The sequence below is a fragment of the Pseudomonas sp. ADAK21 genome, assembly GCF_012935735.1.
Classification (GTDB): domain Bacteria; phylum Pseudomonadota; class Gammaproteobacteria; order Pseudomonadales; family Pseudomonadaceae; genus Aquipseudomonas; species Aquipseudomonas proteolytica.
The window spans coordinates 264,632-282,511 of the sequence record NZ_CP052857.1; the positions used below are offsets into that span (position 1 = coordinate 264,632).

At 61.0% G+C, this 17,880-nt stretch carries 19 protein-coding genes; 15 read left to right on the plus strand and 4 right to left on the minus strand.

The genetic code is table 11. The features are described from left to right. Positions 1–9: 9 nt before the first annotated feature. Positions 10–405, plus strand: a complete 396-nt coding sequence (locus HKK57_RS01190; protein ID WP_133714268.1) for a hypothetical protein — start codon at positions 10–12, stop codon at positions 403–405. After that, positions 402–1,187 carry an outer membrane protein OmpK gene (locus tag HKK57_RS01195; protein WP_029300394.1) on the plus strand — a complete coding sequence of 262 codons (786 nt, stop codon included), beginning with the start codon at positions 402–404 and terminating at the stop codon, positions 1,185–1,187. Before HKK57_RS01190 ends, HKK57_RS01195 begins: the two co-directional genes overlap by 4 nt. A gap of 64 nt (positions 1,188–1,251) precedes the next feature. Here HKK57_RS01195 and HKK57_RS01200 read toward each other — a convergent pair whose 3' ends face one another. Next, positions 1,252–2,406, minus strand: coding sequence for a patatin-like phospholipase family protein (locus tag HKK57_RS01200; RefSeq protein WP_169389671.1), 1,155 nt, complete (start codon positions 2,404–2,406; stop codon positions 1,252–1,254). A gap of 34 nt (positions 2,407–2,440) precedes the next feature. Continuing rightward, positions 2,441–3,373 carry a lipid A biosynthesis lauroyl acyltransferase gene (locus HKK57_RS01205; protein ID WP_029300398.1) on the minus strand — a complete coding sequence of 311 codons (933 nt, stop codon included), beginning with the start codon at positions 3,371–3,373 and terminating at the stop codon, positions 2,441–2,443. 117 nt (positions 3,374–3,490) lie between these two features. Here HKK57_RS01205 and minC point away from each other — a divergent pair, with 117 nt between their 5' ends. From minC to HKK57_RS01240, 7 genes are all read left to right on the plus strand, one after another. Continuing rightward, a complete protein-coding gene (gene minC / locus HKK57_RS01210) occupies positions 3,491–4,228 on the plus strand; it encodes a septum site-determining protein MinC (RefSeq protein WP_038447253.1) in 738 nt (245 codons plus the stop codon). Between the two features lie 201 nt (positions 4,229–4,429). Next, positions 4,430–5,242, plus strand: coding sequence for a septum site-determining protein MinD (gene minD / locus HKK57_RS01215; RefSeq protein WP_029300401.1), 813 nt, complete (start codon positions 4,430–4,432; stop codon positions 5,240–5,242). Between the two features lie 3 nt (positions 5,243–5,245). Next, positions 5,246–5,500: a cell division topological specificity factor MinE gene (minE, locus tag HKK57_RS01220; RefSeq protein ID WP_003175252.1), complete on the plus strand. Its 255-nt coding sequence runs from the start codon at positions 5,246–5,248 to the stop codon at positions 5,498–5,500. A gap of 91 nt (positions 5,501–5,591) precedes the next feature. Continuing rightward, positions 5,592–6,227, plus strand: coding sequence for an RluA family pseudouridine synthase (locus HKK57_RS01225; RefSeq protein ID WP_057440687.1), 636 nt, complete (start codon positions 5,592–5,594; stop codon positions 6,225–6,227). Between the two features lie 173 nt (positions 6,228–6,400). Next, positions 6,401–7,690, plus strand: coding sequence for a M18 family aminopeptidase (locus tag HKK57_RS01230; RefSeq protein ID WP_029300406.1), 1,290 nt, complete (start codon positions 6,401–6,403; stop codon positions 7,688–7,690). A 231-nt stretch (positions 7,691–7,921) separates the two neighbouring features. Then, on the plus strand, positions 7,922–8,098 hold the full coding sequence (locus HKK57_RS01235; protein ID WP_166647837.1) for a hypothetical protein: 177 nt from the start codon (positions 7,922–7,924) through the stop codon (positions 8,096–8,098). 72 nt (positions 8,099–8,170) lie between these two features. After that, positions 8,171–10,348 carry a mechanosensitive ion channel family protein gene (locus HKK57_RS01240; protein WP_169389672.1) on the plus strand — a complete coding sequence of 726 codons (2,178 nt, stop codon included), beginning with the start codon at positions 8,171–8,173 and terminating at the stop codon, positions 10,346–10,348. Here HKK57_RS01240 and HKK57_RS01245 read toward each other — a convergent pair. Then, positions 10,324–11,037 carry a UTRA domain-containing protein gene (locus HKK57_RS01245; RefSeq protein WP_070995358.1) on the minus strand — a complete coding sequence of 238 codons (714 nt, stop codon included), beginning with the start codon at positions 11,035–11,037 and terminating at the stop codon, positions 10,324–10,326. The genes HKK57_RS01240 and HKK57_RS01245 overlap by 25 nt on opposite strands. 349 nt (positions 11,038–11,386) lie before the next feature. Between HKK57_RS01245 and HKK57_RS01250 the strand changes: the two genes are divergently transcribed. The 6 genes from HKK57_RS01250 (at position 11,387) to HKK57_RS01275 (ending at position 16,719) form a co-directional block, all read left to right on the plus strand. After that, positions 11,387–12,454, plus strand: a complete 1,068-nt coding sequence (locus tag HKK57_RS01250) for an ABC transporter substrate-binding protein (protein WP_169389673.1) — start codon at positions 11,387–11,389, stop codon at positions 12,452–12,454. A gap of 158 nt (positions 12,455–12,612) precedes the next feature. Continuing rightward, positions 12,613–13,419: an alkaline phosphatase family protein gene (locus tag HKK57_RS01255; protein WP_169389674.1), complete on the plus strand. Its 807-nt coding sequence runs from the start codon at positions 12,613–12,615 to the stop codon at positions 13,417–13,419. After that, positions 13,416–14,261, plus strand: a complete 846-nt coding sequence (locus HKK57_RS01260; protein WP_029292825.1) for an ABC transporter permease — start codon at positions 13,416–13,418, stop codon at positions 14,259–14,261. The genes HKK57_RS01255 and HKK57_RS01260 overlap by 4 nt, the downstream gene beginning before the upstream one ends. Beyond that, complete coding sequence (locus HKK57_RS01265) at positions 14,248–15,048, plus strand: ABC transporter permease (protein WP_070995362.1); 801 nt, start codon at positions 14,248–14,250, stop codon at positions 15,046–15,048. The genes HKK57_RS01260 and HKK57_RS01265 overlap by 14 nt, the downstream gene beginning before the upstream one ends. Then, a complete protein-coding gene (locus tag HKK57_RS01270; RefSeq protein WP_029292821.1) occupies positions 15,045–16,034 on the plus strand; it encodes an ABC transporter ATP-binding protein in 990 nt (329 codons plus the stop codon). The genes HKK57_RS01265 and HKK57_RS01270 overlap by 4 nt, the downstream gene beginning before the upstream one ends. 31 nt (positions 16,035–16,065) lie before the next feature. Continuing rightward, positions 16,066–16,719, plus strand: a complete 654-nt coding sequence (locus HKK57_RS01275; RefSeq protein WP_029292818.1) for an HAD family hydrolase — start codon at positions 16,066–16,068, stop codon at positions 16,717–16,719. A 97-nt stretch (positions 16,720–16,816) separates the two neighbouring features. Here HKK57_RS01275 and HKK57_RS01280 read toward each other — a convergent pair whose 3' ends face one another. Then, a complete protein-coding gene (locus HKK57_RS01280; protein WP_070995364.1) occupies positions 16,817–17,779 on the minus strand; it encodes a zinc-binding dehydrogenase in 963 nt (320 codons plus the stop codon). Positions 17,780–17,880 lie beyond the last annotated feature (101 nt).

Here is a 17,880-nt window from a genome sequence, read left to right on the forward strand (position 1 = left end):
AACACCAACATGCACACCACCAACTTGGGGCTGGCCACACGCCGTGCCCCATTCTCGCCCCCTGCGCTCTTTTACAGCGCACTTGAGCACAGGCTCTGGAGCCAGTATTCTCCGCGCCCGCTCGAATCGACTCAAAAAAAAACAGCGAATGTAAAAGCTGACTTAAAGGCCAACTTATCCCGGCCTTATGTCTGCTGCCAAAGTGCGCAAAAGTCCTCTGAACCCGACTGCATCCCATGCAGCCGGCGGGGATTTTTTGGCTTTTCAAACACTTTGGCGCAGCTCTTGCTAAAAGCATTAAAGCTGACCGAACAGACGATTTTTGCAGCGAACCAAAAGGCGCCACACCAGAGCGCCTGCGTAGAAGAAAAACCACAAAACTTTAGCTCGGGAGCAACCGAATGAAACGTACCGTGAACAGCCTGATATTGGCCGGATCCCTGTTGGCCGGGGGCCAAGCAATAGCGGGTGACCTGTTGCAGTGGCAGAACAACAGCCTGACTTACCTGTGGGGCAAGAACTTCAAAGTCAACCCAGAGATCCAGCAAACCGTTACCTTCGAACATGCCGATGCCTGGAAGTACGGCGACAACTTCTTCTTCCTCGACCGCATCTTTTACAACGGTAAGGAAGACGGCAACGTCGGCCCCAATACTTACTACGGCGAGTTCAGCCCGCGGCTGTCGTTTGGCAAGATCTTCGATAAAGACTTGTCCTTCGGACCGATCAAAGATGTATTGCTGGCGTTCACCTATGAGTTCGGCGAAGGCGACAACGAGTCGTACTTGGTCGGCCCGGCGTTCGACTTGAACATCCCTGGCTTTGACTACTTCCAGTTGAACTTCTATCAGCGCCAGACCGAAGGCAATCGCCCGGGTGATGGCGTATGGCAGATCACCCCGGTCTGGTCCTACACCATTCCAGTGGGCAACTCCGATGTGCTGATCGACGGTTTCATGGACTGGGTGGTGGATAACGACAAGAACGCCCGTGGCACTTACCACGCCAACCTGCACTTCAACCCACAGGTCAAATATGACCTGGGCAAGGCCATGAGCTGGGGCGCCAAGCAGTTGTATGTGGGTTTTGAATACGACTACTGGAAGAACAAGTACGGGATCCAGGACAGTGGCGCGTTCGAGACCAACCAGGACACGGCAAGCCTGTTGGTCAAGTACCACTTCTAAAGCCAACCCCGGCCTCCCCTGTGGGAGCGGGCAAGCCCTCTCCCACACAAGCCCGCGCCCCGATTCAGTTCGGGGTCAAGCCCAGGAACCGCTGCAACTCTTCGCGCTTGGCCAGCGCATCGCGCCGGCCCAACTCGATCAACTCACTGCAATATCCCGCCTCGAACAGCAGATAGCTGAGCACCCCCGCCCCGCTGGTCTTGGTAGCCCCTGGCCCACGCAAAAACAGACGCAACGCCGCCGGCAGTTCCTGGCGATGGCGTGCCGCGATTTCATCGATGGGTTGGCTGGGCGCAATCACCAGTACTTCAACCGGTGCAAGACCGCGCGCAGCGCTGTTGGCCGGTTGCAGATGGCTGAACTGGTTGAGGCGCTCCAGTAACTCGATGTCACTCTCCAGGCTGTCAATGAACGTGCTGTTGAGCATATGCCCACCGATCTGCGCCAGGGTCGGCTCCTGGCCGGTGTAGGTGCGCTGCTGCGGCACCGAGGGGTCCGGGGAACGCGGGTTGCCACTGACACCCACCACCAGTACCCGGCTGGCCCCCAGGTGCAACGCCGGGCTGATCGGCGCTGATTGGCGGACGGCGCCATCGCCAAAATATTCCTGATCGAGTTTGACCGGGGCAAACAGCAACGGAATCGCCGAACTGGCCAACAGGTGCTCCACGGTCAGTTCCGTGGGCAAGCCAATGCGCCGGTGGCGCAGCCAGGCGTCGATGGTGCCGCCGCCCTGATAGAACGTCACCGCCTGCCCCGACTCATAGCCGAACGCCGTCACGGCGACGGCGTGCAGGTGTTTGTGGCGGATTGCTTCGTTGATGCCTTCGAAATGCAGTTTTTCCTGCAGCAGTTCCCGTAGTGGAGAACTGTCGAGCAGTGCCACCGGCACTGGTGAGCCCAGGCCCAGCAAGCTGCGGGTCAGGAAGCGGCTGGCCTGGTGAATCACCCCCGGCCAGTCGCTGCGCAGCACCAAGTGGCTGCGAAAGCCCTGCCAGAATGCGGTGAGGCGCGCGATTGCTGAGCGAAAGTCCATGGCGCCGCTCGCCAGGCTCACCGCGTTGATCGCCCCGGCCGAGGTGCCAACAATCACCGGGAAAGGGTTGGCAGCCCCTGGTGGCAACAGTTCGGCAATCGCCGCCAATACCCCCACCTGATACGCCGCACGCGCCCCGCCGCCGGAAAGAATCAAGCCTGTGACCGGTTCAGTTGGGCGCATTGCATAACTCCATGGGCGGGGACAATCCGTTTATTCAGCGGCGCTTTTCGTACAGCTTGGGTTCGCCCGGTGGCCGGCTCTTGAAGCGGCGATGAGCCCACAGGTATTGCTCGGGGCACTCGCGCACCGCGGTTTCCACCCATTGGTTGATACGCAGGCAATCGACTTCATCGGATTCGCCGGGGAAGTCGCTCAAAGGCGGATGAATCACCATGCGGTAGCCACTGCCATCGGCCAGGCGCTCCTGGGTAAACGGCACCACCAACGCCTTGCCCAGGCGCGCGAACTTGCTGGTGGCGGTGACTGTGGCGGCCTGGATGCCGAACAACGGCACAAAAATGCTCTGCTTGGCGCCATAGTCCTGGTCGGGCGCGTACCAGATCGCCCGGCCGGCGCGCAGCAGCTTGAGCATGCCACGCACGTCTTCGCGCTCTACCGCCAGGGAGTCGAGGTTGTGGCGCTCGCGGCCACGACGCTGAATAAAGTCGAACAACGGGTTGCCGTGCTCACGGTACATGCCATCGATGGTGTGCTTCTGCCCCAGCAAGGCCGCACCGATCTCCAGGGTGGTGAAATGCAGGGCCATGAGGATCACGCCCTTGCCTTCGCGTTGGGCCTGCTTGAGGTGCTCCAGCCCTTCGACATGGGCCAGGCGCGCCAGGCGCTGTTTGGACCACCACCAACTCATGGCCATCTCAAAGAAGGCGATACCGGTGGATGCAAAGTTTTCCTTGAGCAAATGTTTACGCTCCTGGGCGGACATTTGCGGGAAGCACAGTTCCAGGTTTCGCGCGGCAATGCGCCGGCGCTCACCGGCCACCCGGTACATAAACGCACCCAGCACACGACCAATTCCCAGCAGCACGCGGTATGGCAACTGGGTAATCAGCCACAGCACGCCGAGCCCCAGCCATAGCAGCCAGAAACGCGGGTGAAAAAATACAGCTCGAAAACGCGGGCGATCCATTACAGATTCCGGTAAAGACAGGGCCGCGCATTCTACAACGGTTCGACCCGGCTTGCGGCTAGCGGTTGTTCTCGTTATAAGTCTCGACACTTTTCGTGACAAGCCGCTTTGCCGACCATGAGCCAAACCGAATCGCTAGACCAAGATCCCGTCTTCCAGCTCAAAGGCAGCATGCTCGCCATTACTGTGCTGGAACTGGCCCGTAACGACCTTGATGCCCTGGACCGCCAGCTCGCCGCCAAGGTCGCCCTGGCCCCGAATTTCTTCAACAACGCGCCGCTGGTGCTGGCCCTGGATAAATTGCCGGCTGGCCAGGGCGCAGTCGACCTGCCCGGGTTGATGCGTGTTTGCCGCCAGCATGGCCTGCGCACCCTGGCCATTCGCGCCAGCCGTATCGAAGACATCGCGGCCGCCATCGCCATTGAACTGCCAGTATTGCCACCGTCCGGCGCCCGCGAGCGTGTGCTCGACCCGGTGGAAGGTGAAGTGAAGAAAAAACCGGAAAAACCACCAGAGCCAACGATCAAGCCTACAAGGATCATCACCTCTCCCGTACGCGGCGGGCAGCAGATTTACGCCCAGGGCGGCGACCTGGTGGTGGTCGCTCCGGTCAGTCCCGGCGCGGAACTTCTCGCCGATGGCAACATCCATGTATACGGCCCAATGCGTGGCCGGGCACTAGCTGGAGTCAAGGGCGATACCAAGGCCCGGATTTTCTGCCAGCAATTGAGCGCTGAGCTGGTGTCCATCGCCGGCCAGTACAAGGTTTCGGAAGATTTGCGCCGTGATCCGCTGTGGGGGGCCGGGGTACAAGTCAGCCTGTCGGGCGATGTGTTGAACATCATCCGTCTTTAACGGATACTGCCGCATTTTCCAAGCATCTCTGGACTCTGATAGCACAGCGAAACCGGCAAGACTTGCGTAGGAATAATTGAAAGTTGGCGTTCTCCCTACGGGAGGCACATCTTTTTCCTACGAAGACTGTCCGCCTGCAGCGAGTTTCAAGAGATGTTTTTCAGGGACTGAGAGGTCCTTTTTCCTTAGGGGTGAAACACCTTGGCCAAGATTCTCGTGGTTACATCCGGCAAGGGTGGTGTGGGTAAGACCACCACCAGCGCCGCTATCGGTACCGGCCTCGCTCTGCGCGGGCACAAGACAGTCATCGTCGACTTCGACGTCGGTTTGCGTAACCTCGACCTGATCATGGGCTGCGAACGCCGCGTGGTGTACGACTTCGTCAACGTGGTCAACGGCGAAGCCAACCTGCAACAGGCCCTGATCAAGGACAAGCGCCTTGAGAACCTGTATGTACTGGCCGCCAGCCAGACCCGTGACAAAGACGCGCTGACCAAAGAAGGCGTAGGCAAAGTTCTGGCCGAGCTGAAAGAAACCTTCGAATACGTGGTCTGCGATTCCCCGGCGGGTATCGAGACCGGCGCTCACCTGGCGATGTACTTCGCCGATGAAGCCATCGTCGTGACCAACCCGGAAGTGTCCTCGGTACGTGACTCGGACCGCATGCTCGGCCTGCTGGCCAGCAAGTCCAAGCGCGCCGAAGACAACCAGGACCCGATCAAGGAGCACCTGCTGCTCACCCGCTACAACCCTGAGCGCGTAAGCAAGGGCGAGATGCTGGGCGTAGAAGACGTTAAAGATATCCTGGCAGTTACGCTGCTGGGTGTGATCCCAGAATCCCAAGCGGTACTCAAGGCGTCCAACGAGGGCGTACCCGTTATTCTCGACGACCAGAGCGACGCCGGCCAGGCGTACAGCGATGCTGTCGATCGCCTGCTGGGCAAGACCGTGGAACATCGCTTCCTCGATGTAAAGAAGAAGGGATTCTTCGAGCGTATCTTTGGAGGCAACTAAATCATGAAATTTCTCGACTTCTTTCGCGCCAACAAAAAGCCAAGCACCGCGTCGGTAGCGAAAGAGCGTCTACAGATCATCGTGGCGCACGAACGCGGCCAACGCAGCACCCCGGACTACCTGCCAGCCCTGCAGAAAGAGCTGGTTGAGGTGATCCGCAAGTACGTCAATATCGGCAACGATGACGTGCATGTCGCCCTGGAAAACGACGGCAGCTGCTCGATTCTGGAACTCAATATCACCCTGCCTGATCGTTGATCGAACAGGCGGTCGCCACGGCGGCTGCGCTACCCGCCCCTACAGGGGTGGTTGGCGCAGTCGCCGTTGGCGTTTGTTACGAGACTGTTTAATGCCGCTGTCCAATATTCATATCCTTCACCAGGATGACGCTGTCCTGGTGGTGAACAAGCCGACCCTGCTGCTCTCGGTGCCTGGTCGCGCCGACGACAACAAGGACTGCCTGATCACCCGCCTGCAAGAAAACGGTTATCCCGAGGCCCGCATCGTCCATCGCCTGGACTGGGAAACCTCGGGGATCATCCTGCTGGCCCGGGATGCCGACACCCACCGCGAACTGTCCCGCCAGTTTCACGACCGTGAAACCGAAAAAGCCTACACCGCTTTGTGCTGGGGCCAGCCGGAGCTGGACAGCGGCAGCATCGACCTGCCCCTGCGCTACGACCCACCGACCAAGCCCCGCCATGTGGTGGACCATGAGTTCGGCAAGCACGCCCTGACCTTCTGGAAAGTCCTGGAGCGTTGCGGGGATTGGTGCCGGGTTGAGTTGACGCCGATTACCGGGCGCTCACACCAGTTGCGGGTCCACATGCTGTCCATCGGCCACCCGCTACTGGGCGATGGCTTGTATGCCCACGAACAGGCCCTGGCCGCCTGGCCGCGCCTGTGCCTGCACGCCAGCATGCTGAGCTTTACTCACCCGCAAAGCGGCGAGCGCCTGCGCTTCGAGTGCCCTGCACCGTTCTGAATGGCTAGGCACAATAATTGTAGGAGCGAGCTTGCTCGCGAAAAACCCGAGAGCGCCGTGTATATCCAGAATGCCCGCATTATCGTTGGCGTTTTTCGCGAGCAAGCTCGCTCCTACAATGAATCGGTTGGGCCAATACGGTAAACTCGCGCCATTGCTGTCTGGAGCTACTTATGCGCGAAGCGTTGAATCAAGGCCTGATCGACTTCCTCAAGGCCTCTCCCACCCCCTTTCATGCCACTGCGGCCCTGGCCCAACGCCTGGAAGCTGCCGGTTTCCAGCGCCTCGACGAGCGCGAGACCTGGACTACCGAGGCCAACGGTCGCTACTACGTGACCCGCAACGACTCCTCGATCATCGCGTTCAAGATGGGCCGCCAGTCGCCCCTGCACGACGGCATCCGCCTGGTCGGCGCCCATACCGACAGCCCATGCCTGCGGGTCAAGCCGCAACCTGAGCTGCAACGCCAGGGCTTCTGGCAACTGGGCGTGGAAGTCTACGGCGGCGCGCTGCTGGCGCCGTGGTTCGACCGTGACCTGTCCCTGGCCGGCCGCGTAACGTTCCGCCGTGACGGCAAGGTCGAAAGCCAGTTGATCGACTTCAAGCTGCCGATCGCCATCATTCCCAACCTGGCCATCCACCTGAACCGTGAAGCCAACCAAGGCTGGGCGATCAATGCCCAGACCGAGCTGCCGCCAATCCTCGCGCAGTTTGCCGGTGATGAGCGCGTGGACTTCCGTGCCGTGCTCACCGACCAACTGGCCCGCGAACATGGGTTGAACGCTGATGTGGTGCTCGACTACGAGCTGAGTTTCTACGATACCCAAGGCGCGGCGGTGATCGGCCTGCATGGCGACTTTATCGCCGGCGCCCGCCTGGACAACCTGCTGTCGTGCTACGCCGGCCTGCAAGCGCTGCTCACCAGCGAGACCGACGAAACCTGCGTGCTGGTGTGTACCGACCACGAAGAAGTCGGTTCCTGCTCAGCCTGCGGTGCCGACGGCCCGATGCTGGAACAGACCCTGCGGCGCCTGCTGCCTGAGGGTGATGAGTTCGTACGCGCGATTCAGAAATCGTTGCTGGTGTCTGCAGACAATGCCCACGGCATCCACCCCAACTACGCCGACAAGCACGACGCCAACCACGGCCCGAAACTCAATGCCGGCCCGGTGATCAAGGTCAACAGCAACCAGCGCTACGCCACCAACAGCGAAACCGCCGGGTTCTTCCGCCACCTGTGCATGGCCGAAGAAGTGCCGGTGCAGAGTTTCGTGGTGCGCAGCGACATGGGTTGCGGCTCGACCATCGGCCCGATCACCGCCAGCCACCTGGGTGTGCGCACCGTGGACATCGGCCTGCCGACATTCGCCATGCACTCGATCCGCGAGCTGTGCGGCAGCCACGACCTGGCGCACCTGGTGAAGGTGTTGAGTGCGTTCTACGCAAGCCGCGACCTGCCCTGAAGACTCCTTTGTGGCGAGGGGGCTTGTCCCCCGCTGGGCTGCGCAGCAGCCCCATTCAGCCTCACTGAGATCTATGAGATACAACGAGGTGGCAGGTTTTGGGGCTGCTGCCCCCTCGCCACGACAGCGCCTGGCCACATAGCCTTCGCCCTATCTGACACACATCAACCCCACTTGCGCCAATCCAGCCTAGACTGGTAATCATCTTTCTACGACAAGGCCGTCCCCACCATGATCCCGATGTCCGCCTTCCACGCCATGCTCATCCCCATCCTCACGGGCATGATCCTGCTGGCCGTTGGCTTCAACTTCCGCGACAAAAACCTCGGCGTGTTTGGCATGTGGGTCGGCATGCTGCTGATCCTCGGCACCATCGTTTACCGAATCCTCGCAAAACTGGCCGAATAACAAATGCACTCGCAATGGGCATAGCGCCCTCGTACACTCGGTCGATCTGTCGTTTCCAAGGTTGACCGCCTCGTGCTTGCCCGTCTGTTTGCCCTGCCCTACTGCCTGCTCCTTTGCCTGCTGATCCTGTTGCCTATCGCCCCTGCCCAGGCGGTCGGCCTGCCAGGCATTCTGGGCAGCAGCACCAAAGCCCAACCACAAGCCGACGTGCCGCTGGGCCAGTCTTTGGACGAGGTGATCAAGACCCTGGAAAACGACCAGCAGCGCACCAAGCTGCTGGCCGACCTGAAAAAGCTGCGCGAAGCCACGAAAAAAGCTCAACCGGCAGCCGAGCAAGGGGTGCTGGGCTTGATCGGCGGCACCCTGGCGAGCCTGGAGCAACAACTGTCCGGCAGCGACAGCCCGCTCAATCGCTGGTCCGTCGAGTTCGACCAGGCCAAGGCCGAGTTTTCCGCCTTGATGCTGCCAGCCAGCGAATGGCTGCCAATCATCTTTGGCTTTGCCATGGTGCTGATGCTCTGGAGCCTGCTGGCGGCCGCGCTGATCTGGCTCAGCCATCGCGTGCGCCTGCGTTTTGGGCTCAGTGAAGAACTGCCCCAACACCCCAAGACCTGGGACATGCTGCGTTTTGCCCTGCGCAAACTCGGCCCCTGGCTGATTGCCCTGGTGATCACCGTCTACTTGAGCTACGCCCTGCCCTCGTCCCTGGGCAAGTCCCTGGCAATGGTCCTGGCGTACGCGCTGGTGGTCGGCACCTGTTTCTCGGCGATCTGCGTCATTGCCTTTTCCGTGCTCGACGGCCCGCACCGCCACCGAGCCCTTTATATCCTGCGCCACCAGGCGTTTCGCCCGCTGTGGCTGATCGGCAGCTTCGCCGCCTTTGGCGAGGCGCTGAGCGACCCGCGCCTGACCGAAGCCCTGGGCACCCACCTGGCACACAGCGCGGCGACCGTCGCCAATGTGCTGGCCGCACTGTCTACCGGCGTGTTTATCCTGCGTTTCCGCCGACCCATCGCGCACCTGATCCGCAACCAGCCACTGTCCCGGCGCCTGACCCGTCGCGCCTTGAGCGACACCATCGAGATCATCGGCACCTTCTGGTACCTGCCGGCGCTGCTGCTGGTGGGCATTTCGCTGTTTGCCACGTTCGTGTCCGCAGGCGACACCAGCACCGCCTTGCGCCAGTCATTGTTCTGCACGGTGTTGCTGGTGCTGTGCATGGTGATCAACGGCCTGGTGCGCCGCCATGCCCTCAAGCCTCAACGTGGGCATAAGCGCCATGCGCTGTATTCCGAACGGCTGAAAAGTTTCGTCTACACCCTGGCCCACCTGGCGGTGTGGCTGGTGTTCATCGAGCTCGGCCTGCGGGTCTGGGGCTGGTCGCTGATCCGCTTTACCGAGGGCGATGGGCATGAAATCAGCGTCAAATTGTTCGGCCTCGCGGGTACCCTGCTGTTCGCCTGGCTGATCTGGATCCTCAGCGACACCGCGATCCACCACGCCCTCACCCGCTCGCGCAAAGGCCTGGCGAATGCGCGGGCGCAGACCATGATGCCGTTGATCCGCAACGTGTTGTTCGTGACGATCTTTATCATCGCCGCCATCGTCGCCCTGGCGAACATGGGCATGAACGTCACGCCACTGCTGGCCGGTGCCGGTGTGATCGGCCTGGCCATCGGTTTTGGCGCGCAGTCACTGGTCGCGGACTTGATCACCGGCCTGTTCATCATCATCGAAGACTCCCTGGCGATCGATGACTATGTGGACGTCGGCGGCCACCTCGGCACCGTCGAAGGCCTGACCATCCGCACCGTGCGCCTGCGCGATATCGATGGCATCGTGCATACCATCCCGTTCAGCGAGATCAAGAGCATCAAGAACTACTCGCGGGAATTCGGCTATGCGATTTTCCGCGTGGCGGTGCCTGCCAGCATGGACATCGACACCGCGATCAAACTGATGCGCGACGTCGGCCAGAAGATGCGCGCCGATCCGCTGCAGCGCCGTAATATCTGGTCGCCCCTGGAGTTTCAGGGGGTGGAGAGTTTCGAGTCGGGCAACGCCATCCTGCGCGCGCGCTTCAAGACCGCGCCGATCAAGCAGTGGGAAGTGTCGCGGGCGTTCAACCTGTCGCTCAAGCGCCACCTGGATGAGGCCGGCATGGACCTGGCAATGCCGCGCTTGAGTGTGCAGGTGGTGACGGCGGCGAATGGGCCGCAGGACGCTCAGGTCACATCGACCCCGACGTGAATCGCATCATGGCGCCAGAACTCCAGGTCGCAATCGATCAGGCGCTGGTGCTGATCGTAATTGACCCGGGCGATCCGCAGCCCGGGGCTGCCTGCCGAGACCTTCAGGGCGGCTGCCGCTTCCACCTGCAATGAAGTCGGCACAATTTCAAAGCGCACGCGCCCGTAATGCAAGTCGTACTGGCGGGCGTACAACTCGGTCATCGACTCGTTCAGGTCACACGCAAGGATCCCCGGGAAATACTGCGGGTTGAGGTAGTGCTCGACATACAGCACCAACCGCCCATCAATACGTCGCCGGCGGCAGATCTGGATCACGCTCGATAGCGCCGGCAGTTGCAGCCACGCACAAACAGCGGCCGAGGCCGGTTGCAGGCGAGCCGATATGACTTCAGTGCATGGCACCCGCCCCTGGGCGCCGACCATGGCGTGGAAGTGGCTGCGCTGCATCAGGTTGTAGGCCAGCCGGGGCGGCGAAACGAACCAGCCACGCCGCTCCTCGCGGTAGATCTGGCCCTGGGCTTCCAGTTGCAGCAACGCCTCGCGCACGGTGATGCGGGTGGTACCAAACAACTCACTGAGTTTGCGCTCGGCCGGCAATTTGCTCGCCGGGCTCAATAAGCCGTGGCTGATCTGCTCTTGCAGCGCCAGGCCTATGGCTGTCACCGCTTTGGTTGCCTCATCACGCATCAACGTTACCTATCTGGACTAGGCCAGCACTGTTTGGGTGCGCCAAATGCCCCTGGAATGGGCGACGGCTAGTGTGTGCAAGCCTAGGCATCACACATGACCGACAGATGACAGCGCCGTGCGCCGCCGCCTCACACGCCCTGCAATACATCGGCCAAGTCCAGGTATTACGGGGTCATGGCCGTGGTCTACGCTTACCCGGCAGGCGCCTGCCCAGGCGCTTTAAAAACGACATCGACATGAAACTGTCATCCAGCGCGCCTAAATTGGCTCGTGTATTGCTGACCTAGACCAAACCAACCGCGCCATCAAAAAATCGCAGCGTTGAAAACGCCCAAAGGAGCTTCGGATGAAACAGCTTTTCCTGGCATCACTGTTAGGCTCGACCATTGCCATGTGCACCGCCGCCATGGCCGCTGACACCGATTTGAAAACCCTGGAAGCTGCCGCCAAGGCAGAAGGCGCTGTGAACAGCGTCGGCATGCCCGATGACTGGGCCAACTGGAGAGGCACCTGGGAAGACCTGGCGGCCAAGTACGGCCTCAAGCACATCGACACCGACATGAGCTCGGCCCAGGAAATCGCCAAGTTCGATGCGGAAAAAGACAATGCCAGCGCCGATATCGGCGACGTCGGTGCAGCCTTTGGGCCGATTGCGGCCACCAAGGGCGTCACGCAACCCTACAAGCCCAGCACCTGGGAACAGATCCCCGATTGGGCCAAAGATAAAGACGGTCACTGGGCACTGGCCTACACCGGCACCATCGCGTTTATCATCAACAAAAATCTGCTGCACGGCTCCGAAGCCCCGACCAAGTGGGCGGACCTGAAGAACGGCAAATACAAGGTCTCGATTGGTGACGTGAGCACCGCCGCCCAAGCCGCCAACGGCGTGTTGGCAGCCGCCCTGGCCAACGGTGGCGACGAGAAGAACATCCAGCCGGCGCTGCTGATGTTCGCCGACATTGCCAAGCAGGGGCGTATTTCCCTGGCCAACCCGACCATTGCCACCATGGAAAAAGGCGAAGTGGAAGTGGGCGTGGTCTGGGACTTCAACGGGCTGAGCTACAAGGCGAAGATGGCCAACCCGGATGACTACCTGGTACAGATCCCATCGGATGGCTCGGTGATTTCCGGCTACACCACCATCATCAACAAATACGCCAAGCACCCGAACGCGGCCAAACTGACCCGCGAATACATCTTCAGTGATGCCGGGCAGATCAACCTGGCCAAGGGCAATGCGCGGCCGATCCGTGCCGAACACCTGACCCTGCCCGCCGAAGTGCAGGCCAAGCTGCTGCCTAACGAACAATACAAAAACGTGACGCCCATCAAGGACCCGGCCGCCTGGGAGGCCACCTCCAAGACCTTGCCGCAGAAGTGGCAGGAAGAAGTCATCATCAATATGCAATAAGCCCTGGGTGGGAGCTGGCTTGCCGGCGATAGCGGTATGACATTCAGCACTTGTATCGGCTGATGCACCGTTATCGCAGGCAAGCCAGCTCCCACAGTTGATCCGGTTCCAGAAAAACCACGCAATCAAGCCCAATTTGTCGCGGAGCCCCTGCCCCTATGAAGCACAACGTCATCCTTGTGGTGCTCGACGGCCTCAATTACGAGGTCGCCCGGCATGCCATGGGGCATCTCCAGGCCTACGTCGGTGCCGGGCGTGCGGCGCTGTACAAGCTGGAATGCGAATTGCCCGCCCTGTCCCGCCCGCTGTACGAATGCATCCTCACCGGCGTACCGCCGATCGACAGCGGCATCGTGCAGAACCACGTCTCGCGCCTGTCCAACCAGCGCAGTATTTTCCACTACGCCAGAGCCGCCGGCCTGACTACCGCAGCGGCGGCTTACCACTGGGTCAGCGAACTCTACAACCGCTCGCCGTTCATCGCGGCACGGGACCGGCACACCGACGACGAAGCCCTGGCGATCCAGCACGGCCACTTCTACTGGAGCGATCATTACCCGGACGCCCACTTGTTTGCCGACGCCGAAAGCCTGCGCCTCAAGCACGCGCCGAACTTTTTGCTGGTGCACCCGATGAATATCGACGACGCCGGCCACAAGCACGGCCTCGACACCGCGCAATACCGCAACAGCGCCCGCACGGCCGACATTATCCTGGCCGACTACCTGCAAGGCTGGCTCGATGCCGGCTACCAGGTGCTGGTAACGGCCGACCACGGCATGAACAACGACCGCTCCCACAACGGCCTGTTGCCAGAGGAGCGTGAAGTCCCGCTGTTTGTCTTCGGTGATGCCTTCAGTCTCGACCCCAAGGCCCAGCCCAAGCAAACCGATATCTGCGGCACCGTCTGCGCCCTGCTTGGCGTTGCCCACGAAAAACCTGTCTGCCAGGAGCTGTTGAAGTGAGTTCAGTGATCCGTGGCAAATGGCTGGCCGCCTTGTGCCTGGTACCCTTCGCCCTGTTTTTTATCGTGTTCCAGATCGCACCGCTGTTCTGGGTAATGGTCAACAGCCTGCAATCGGAAGAGTTCGGCTGGGGCCTGGCCAACTTCAGCAAGATCTTCAACTCCAAGTTCTACCTACAGGCGATCAAGCACAGCCTGGAGATCAGTTTCTACTCCAGCATCTTCGGCATCATCATCGCGTTGCTGGGCAGCTACTCGTTGCGCAAGGTGGATTCGCCGCTGCGCAACTTCGTCACCGCCTTCGCCAACATGACCAGCAACTTCTCCGGCGTGCCCCTGGCCTTTGCCTTCATTATCCTGCTGGGGTTCAACGGCAGCATCACCATCATGCTCAAGCAGGCCGGGATCATTCAGGACTTCAACCTGTACTCCAAGACCGGCCTGATCATCCTGTACACCTACTTCCAGATCCCTTTGGGCGTGCTGCTGCTCTACCCGGCCTTCGACGCCCTGCGCGAAGACTGGCGTGAGTCCGCAGCGCTCCTGGGTGCCAATGGCTGGCAGTACTGGCGGCATATCGGCCTGCCAGTGCTGACGCCGGCGCTGCTGGGTACTTTCGTGATCCTGGTGGCCAATGCCCTGGGCGCCTACGCCACGGTGTACGCGTTGACCACCGGTAACTTCAACGTGCTGCCGATCCGTATCGCGGCGATGGTTTCCGGTGACATTTCCCTGGACCCGAACATGGCCAGCGCCCTGGCCGTGATCCTGGTGGCGCTGATGACCGTGGTCACCGTGGTCCATCAACTGCTGCTCAAGAGGAGCTACCATGTCTCGCGCTGAAGCCAGCCCCGCTGCCCTCTATCATCGCGTGGTGGTGTACCTGCTGTTTGCGATCCTGGTGCTGCCGCTGATTGGCACCCTGGTGTACTCCCTCGCCAGTAGTTGGTCGGCCACCATCCTGCCCGCCGGCTTTACCTTCAAGTGGTATGTGCAGCTGTGGAGCGACCCGCGCTTTTTACATGCCTTTGGCCAGTCGCTGCTGGTATGCGTGGGTGCGCTGATCCTGTCGGTGGTGCTGATCCTGCCGCTGCTGTTCGTGGTGCATTACCACTTCCCCAGGCTCGATGCGCTGATGAACATCCTGATCCTTTTGCCCTTCGCCGTGCCGCCAGTGGTGTCGTCGGTGGGGCTGTTGCAGTTGTATGGCTCGGGGCCGCTGGCCATGGTCGGTACGCCGTGGATCCTGATCGGCTGCTACTTCACCGTGGCGCTGCCGTTCATGTACCGCGCGATCACCAACAACCTGCAAGCGATCAACCTGCGTGACCTGATGGACGCCGCCCAACTGCTCGGCGCCAGCACCTGGCAGGCCGCGATCCTGGTGGTGCTGCCCAACCTGCGCAAGGGTTTGATGGTGGCGTTGCTGCTGTCGTTCTCGTTCCTGTTCGGTGAGTTTGTGTTCGCCAATATCCTCGTCGGCACGCGCTACGAGACCTTGCAGGTGTACCTCAACAACATGCGCAACAGCAGCGGCCATTTCACCAGCGCCGTGGTCATTTCCTATTTCCTTTTCGTGCTGCTGCTCACTTGGGCCGCCAACCTCTTGAACAAGGACAAAAGCCAATGAGCTTCGTCAGCGTCCAGCACCTGCAAAAAAGCTACGCCGCCACCCCGGTGTTCAGTGATATCAACTGCGAGATCGCCAAGGGCGAATTCGTCACCCTCCTCGGCCCGTCCGGTTGCGGCAAGTCCACGCTGCTGCGCTGCATCGCCGGCCTGACGCCGGTGAACAGCGGGCAGATCCTGCTGGACGGTCAGGACATTGTTCCGTTGAGCCCGCAGAAGCGCCATATCGGCATGGTGTTCCAGAGCTACGCGCTGTTCCCCAATATGACCGTGGAACAGAACGTCGCCTTCGGCCTGCGCATGCAGAAAGTCAACGCCGATGACAGCCACAAGCGGGTTCAGGAAGTGTTGCAACTGGTCGAGCTCAAGGACCTGGCCGGGCGCTACCCGCACCAGATGTCCGGCGGCCAGTGCCAGCGCGTCGCCCTTGCCCGCTCACTGGTCACGCGGCCGCGCCTGCTGCTGCTTGACGAGCCGCTGTCGGCCCTGGACGCACGGATTCGCAAGCACCTGCGCGAACAGATCCGCCAGATCCAGCGCGAGCTGGGGCTGACCACCATCTTCGTGACCCACGACCAGGAAGAAGCCCTGGTCATGTCCGACCGCATCTTCCTGATGAACCAGGGCAAGATCGTGCAGAGCGGCGACGCCGAGACCCTCTACACCGCTCCGGTGGATGCCTTTGCCGCCGGTTTTATCGGCAACTACAACCTGTTGGATGCCGAGCAGGCCAGCAAGCTGTTGCAGCGCCCGGTCAACGGGCGCATCGCCATCCGCCCTGAATCCATCGAGCTCAACCGCAGCGGCGAACTGGATGCCCTGGTGCGCAGCCATAGCCTGCTGGGCAATGTGATTCGCTATCGTGTCGAGGCCCGGGGCGTGGAATTGGTGGTGGACGTACTCAATCGCTCGGCCCAGGATCTGCATGCGGATGGCCAGCGCCTGGCACTTTCTATCGATCCCGCTGCGCTGTGTGAGGTAGCCTGAGGATGCAGCGTTTATTGAGGAAGCATGACTGATGGCTTTGGTAATTTTTGATCTGGACGACACCCTGATCCACGGCGATTGCGCCACCTTGTGGAGCGAACAGATGGGCCGCCTGGGCTGGGTGGACCGTGAATCGTTCATGCGCAAGAACCATGAACTGATGTCCGCCTACAGCCGCGGCGAGTTGGCCATGGAAGAGTTCATGGACTTCAGCCTGGAACCAATGATCGGGCGCACCCCGGAAGAAGTCGCACATCTGGTAGAGCCATGGGTGGAAGATATTATCGAGCCGCTGATCTACAGCGACGCCACCAAGACCATCGCCCGCCACCGCCAGAACGGTGACCGGATCCTGGTGATCTCGGCCTCGGGCACGCACTTGGTCACGCCGATAGCGGCGCGTATTGGCATCGATGAGGTGCTGGGGATTGAACTGGACGTGGCCCATGGGGTGTACAGCGGCAAGACCGTCGGTGTACTGACCTACCGGGAAGGCAAGATCACCCGCTTGATGCAATGGCTGGAGCAGGAAGGTGAAAGCCTGGAAGGAGCGTATTTCTATTCGGATTCGCGCAATGACTTGCCGCTGTTGAGCAAGGTCGATTACCCACAGGTGGTGAACCCGGATCCTGTGCTACGGGCCCACGCTGAACAGGCGGGCTGGCCGATTCACCAGTGGACCTGACAGCGCGTTTCCTGACTTGAAACCCAATCAAAATGTGGGAGCGGGCTTGTCGGATCGCTCCCACACTTTTGACCCGGTTTCAATTCGGGATTGGCATTTAAGCCAGGCTTTCGTCGATCACCAGCACCAACTTCCCGGAAATCTGGTTGGTCGCCAGCTCCGCAAACGCCGCCTCGGCATCCGTGATCGCAAAGGTCTTGGCCAACTGCGGGCTCAGGCGCCCTTCGCCAAACAACGGCCACACCTGCTGGCCCAGGTCGCTCAGCAGATCAGCCTTGAACTGATCATCGCGGCTGCGCAAGGTCGAGCCCAGCAACTGCACGCGCTTGGCCAGCACCTGCGCCAGGTCCAACTGGGCCTCGCGCCCGCCCATCAAGCCGATCAATACCCAACGACCGTCGCGGGCCAGGAGCTTGAGGTTGATGGCTGCATAATTGCCGCCCACCGGGTCGAGAATCACGTCGAACGGGCCAAAATCCCCCAGGCTCTCGATGCCATCAGTACGTACCACACCGCCCTGGGCGCCGAGCTCTTCGCAGTAGGCCAGGCGATCCGCCGAGCCGACGCTGACCCAGCACGGGCTGCCAAACGCCTTGCACAGTTGGATCGCCGCCGAACCGACGCCACTGGCGCCCGCGTGCAACAGCACTTTTTCACCCGGCTTGAGGGCCGCCAGTTGGAACAGATTCAGCCAGGCAGTGCTGTACACCTCAGGCAGAGCGGCCGCTTCAGCCAGGGACAGGCCCTCGGGCACCGGCAGTACGTGGCGCGCGTCTACCACCACTTCCTGCGCCATGCCACCGCCGGCCAGCAGCGCACAGACCCGATCCCCTACTTGCCAGGAAGACCCGGCCCCCACCTCACTGATAACCCCGGAGCACTCCAGGCCCAGCACCTCGCTGGCACCTGGGGGTGGCGGATAGAGCCCCGCACGCTGTAATAAATCCGCCCGATTCAAGCCGGCTGCTGCCACCCGAATGCGAACTTGCCCTACATCGCACGTAGGACTTGGGGTCTCAACCCACTCCACATGACCTTCAACGCCTTGCAATGCTTTCACAGTGCCTCCATAGTGAGTCTGGACTGAGCCCGTTGCTGTAGCGCCGGGCTTTTTGCATTATGCGACCGGCCCAAATGGAACCGGCGACTTCAAAGACGGCC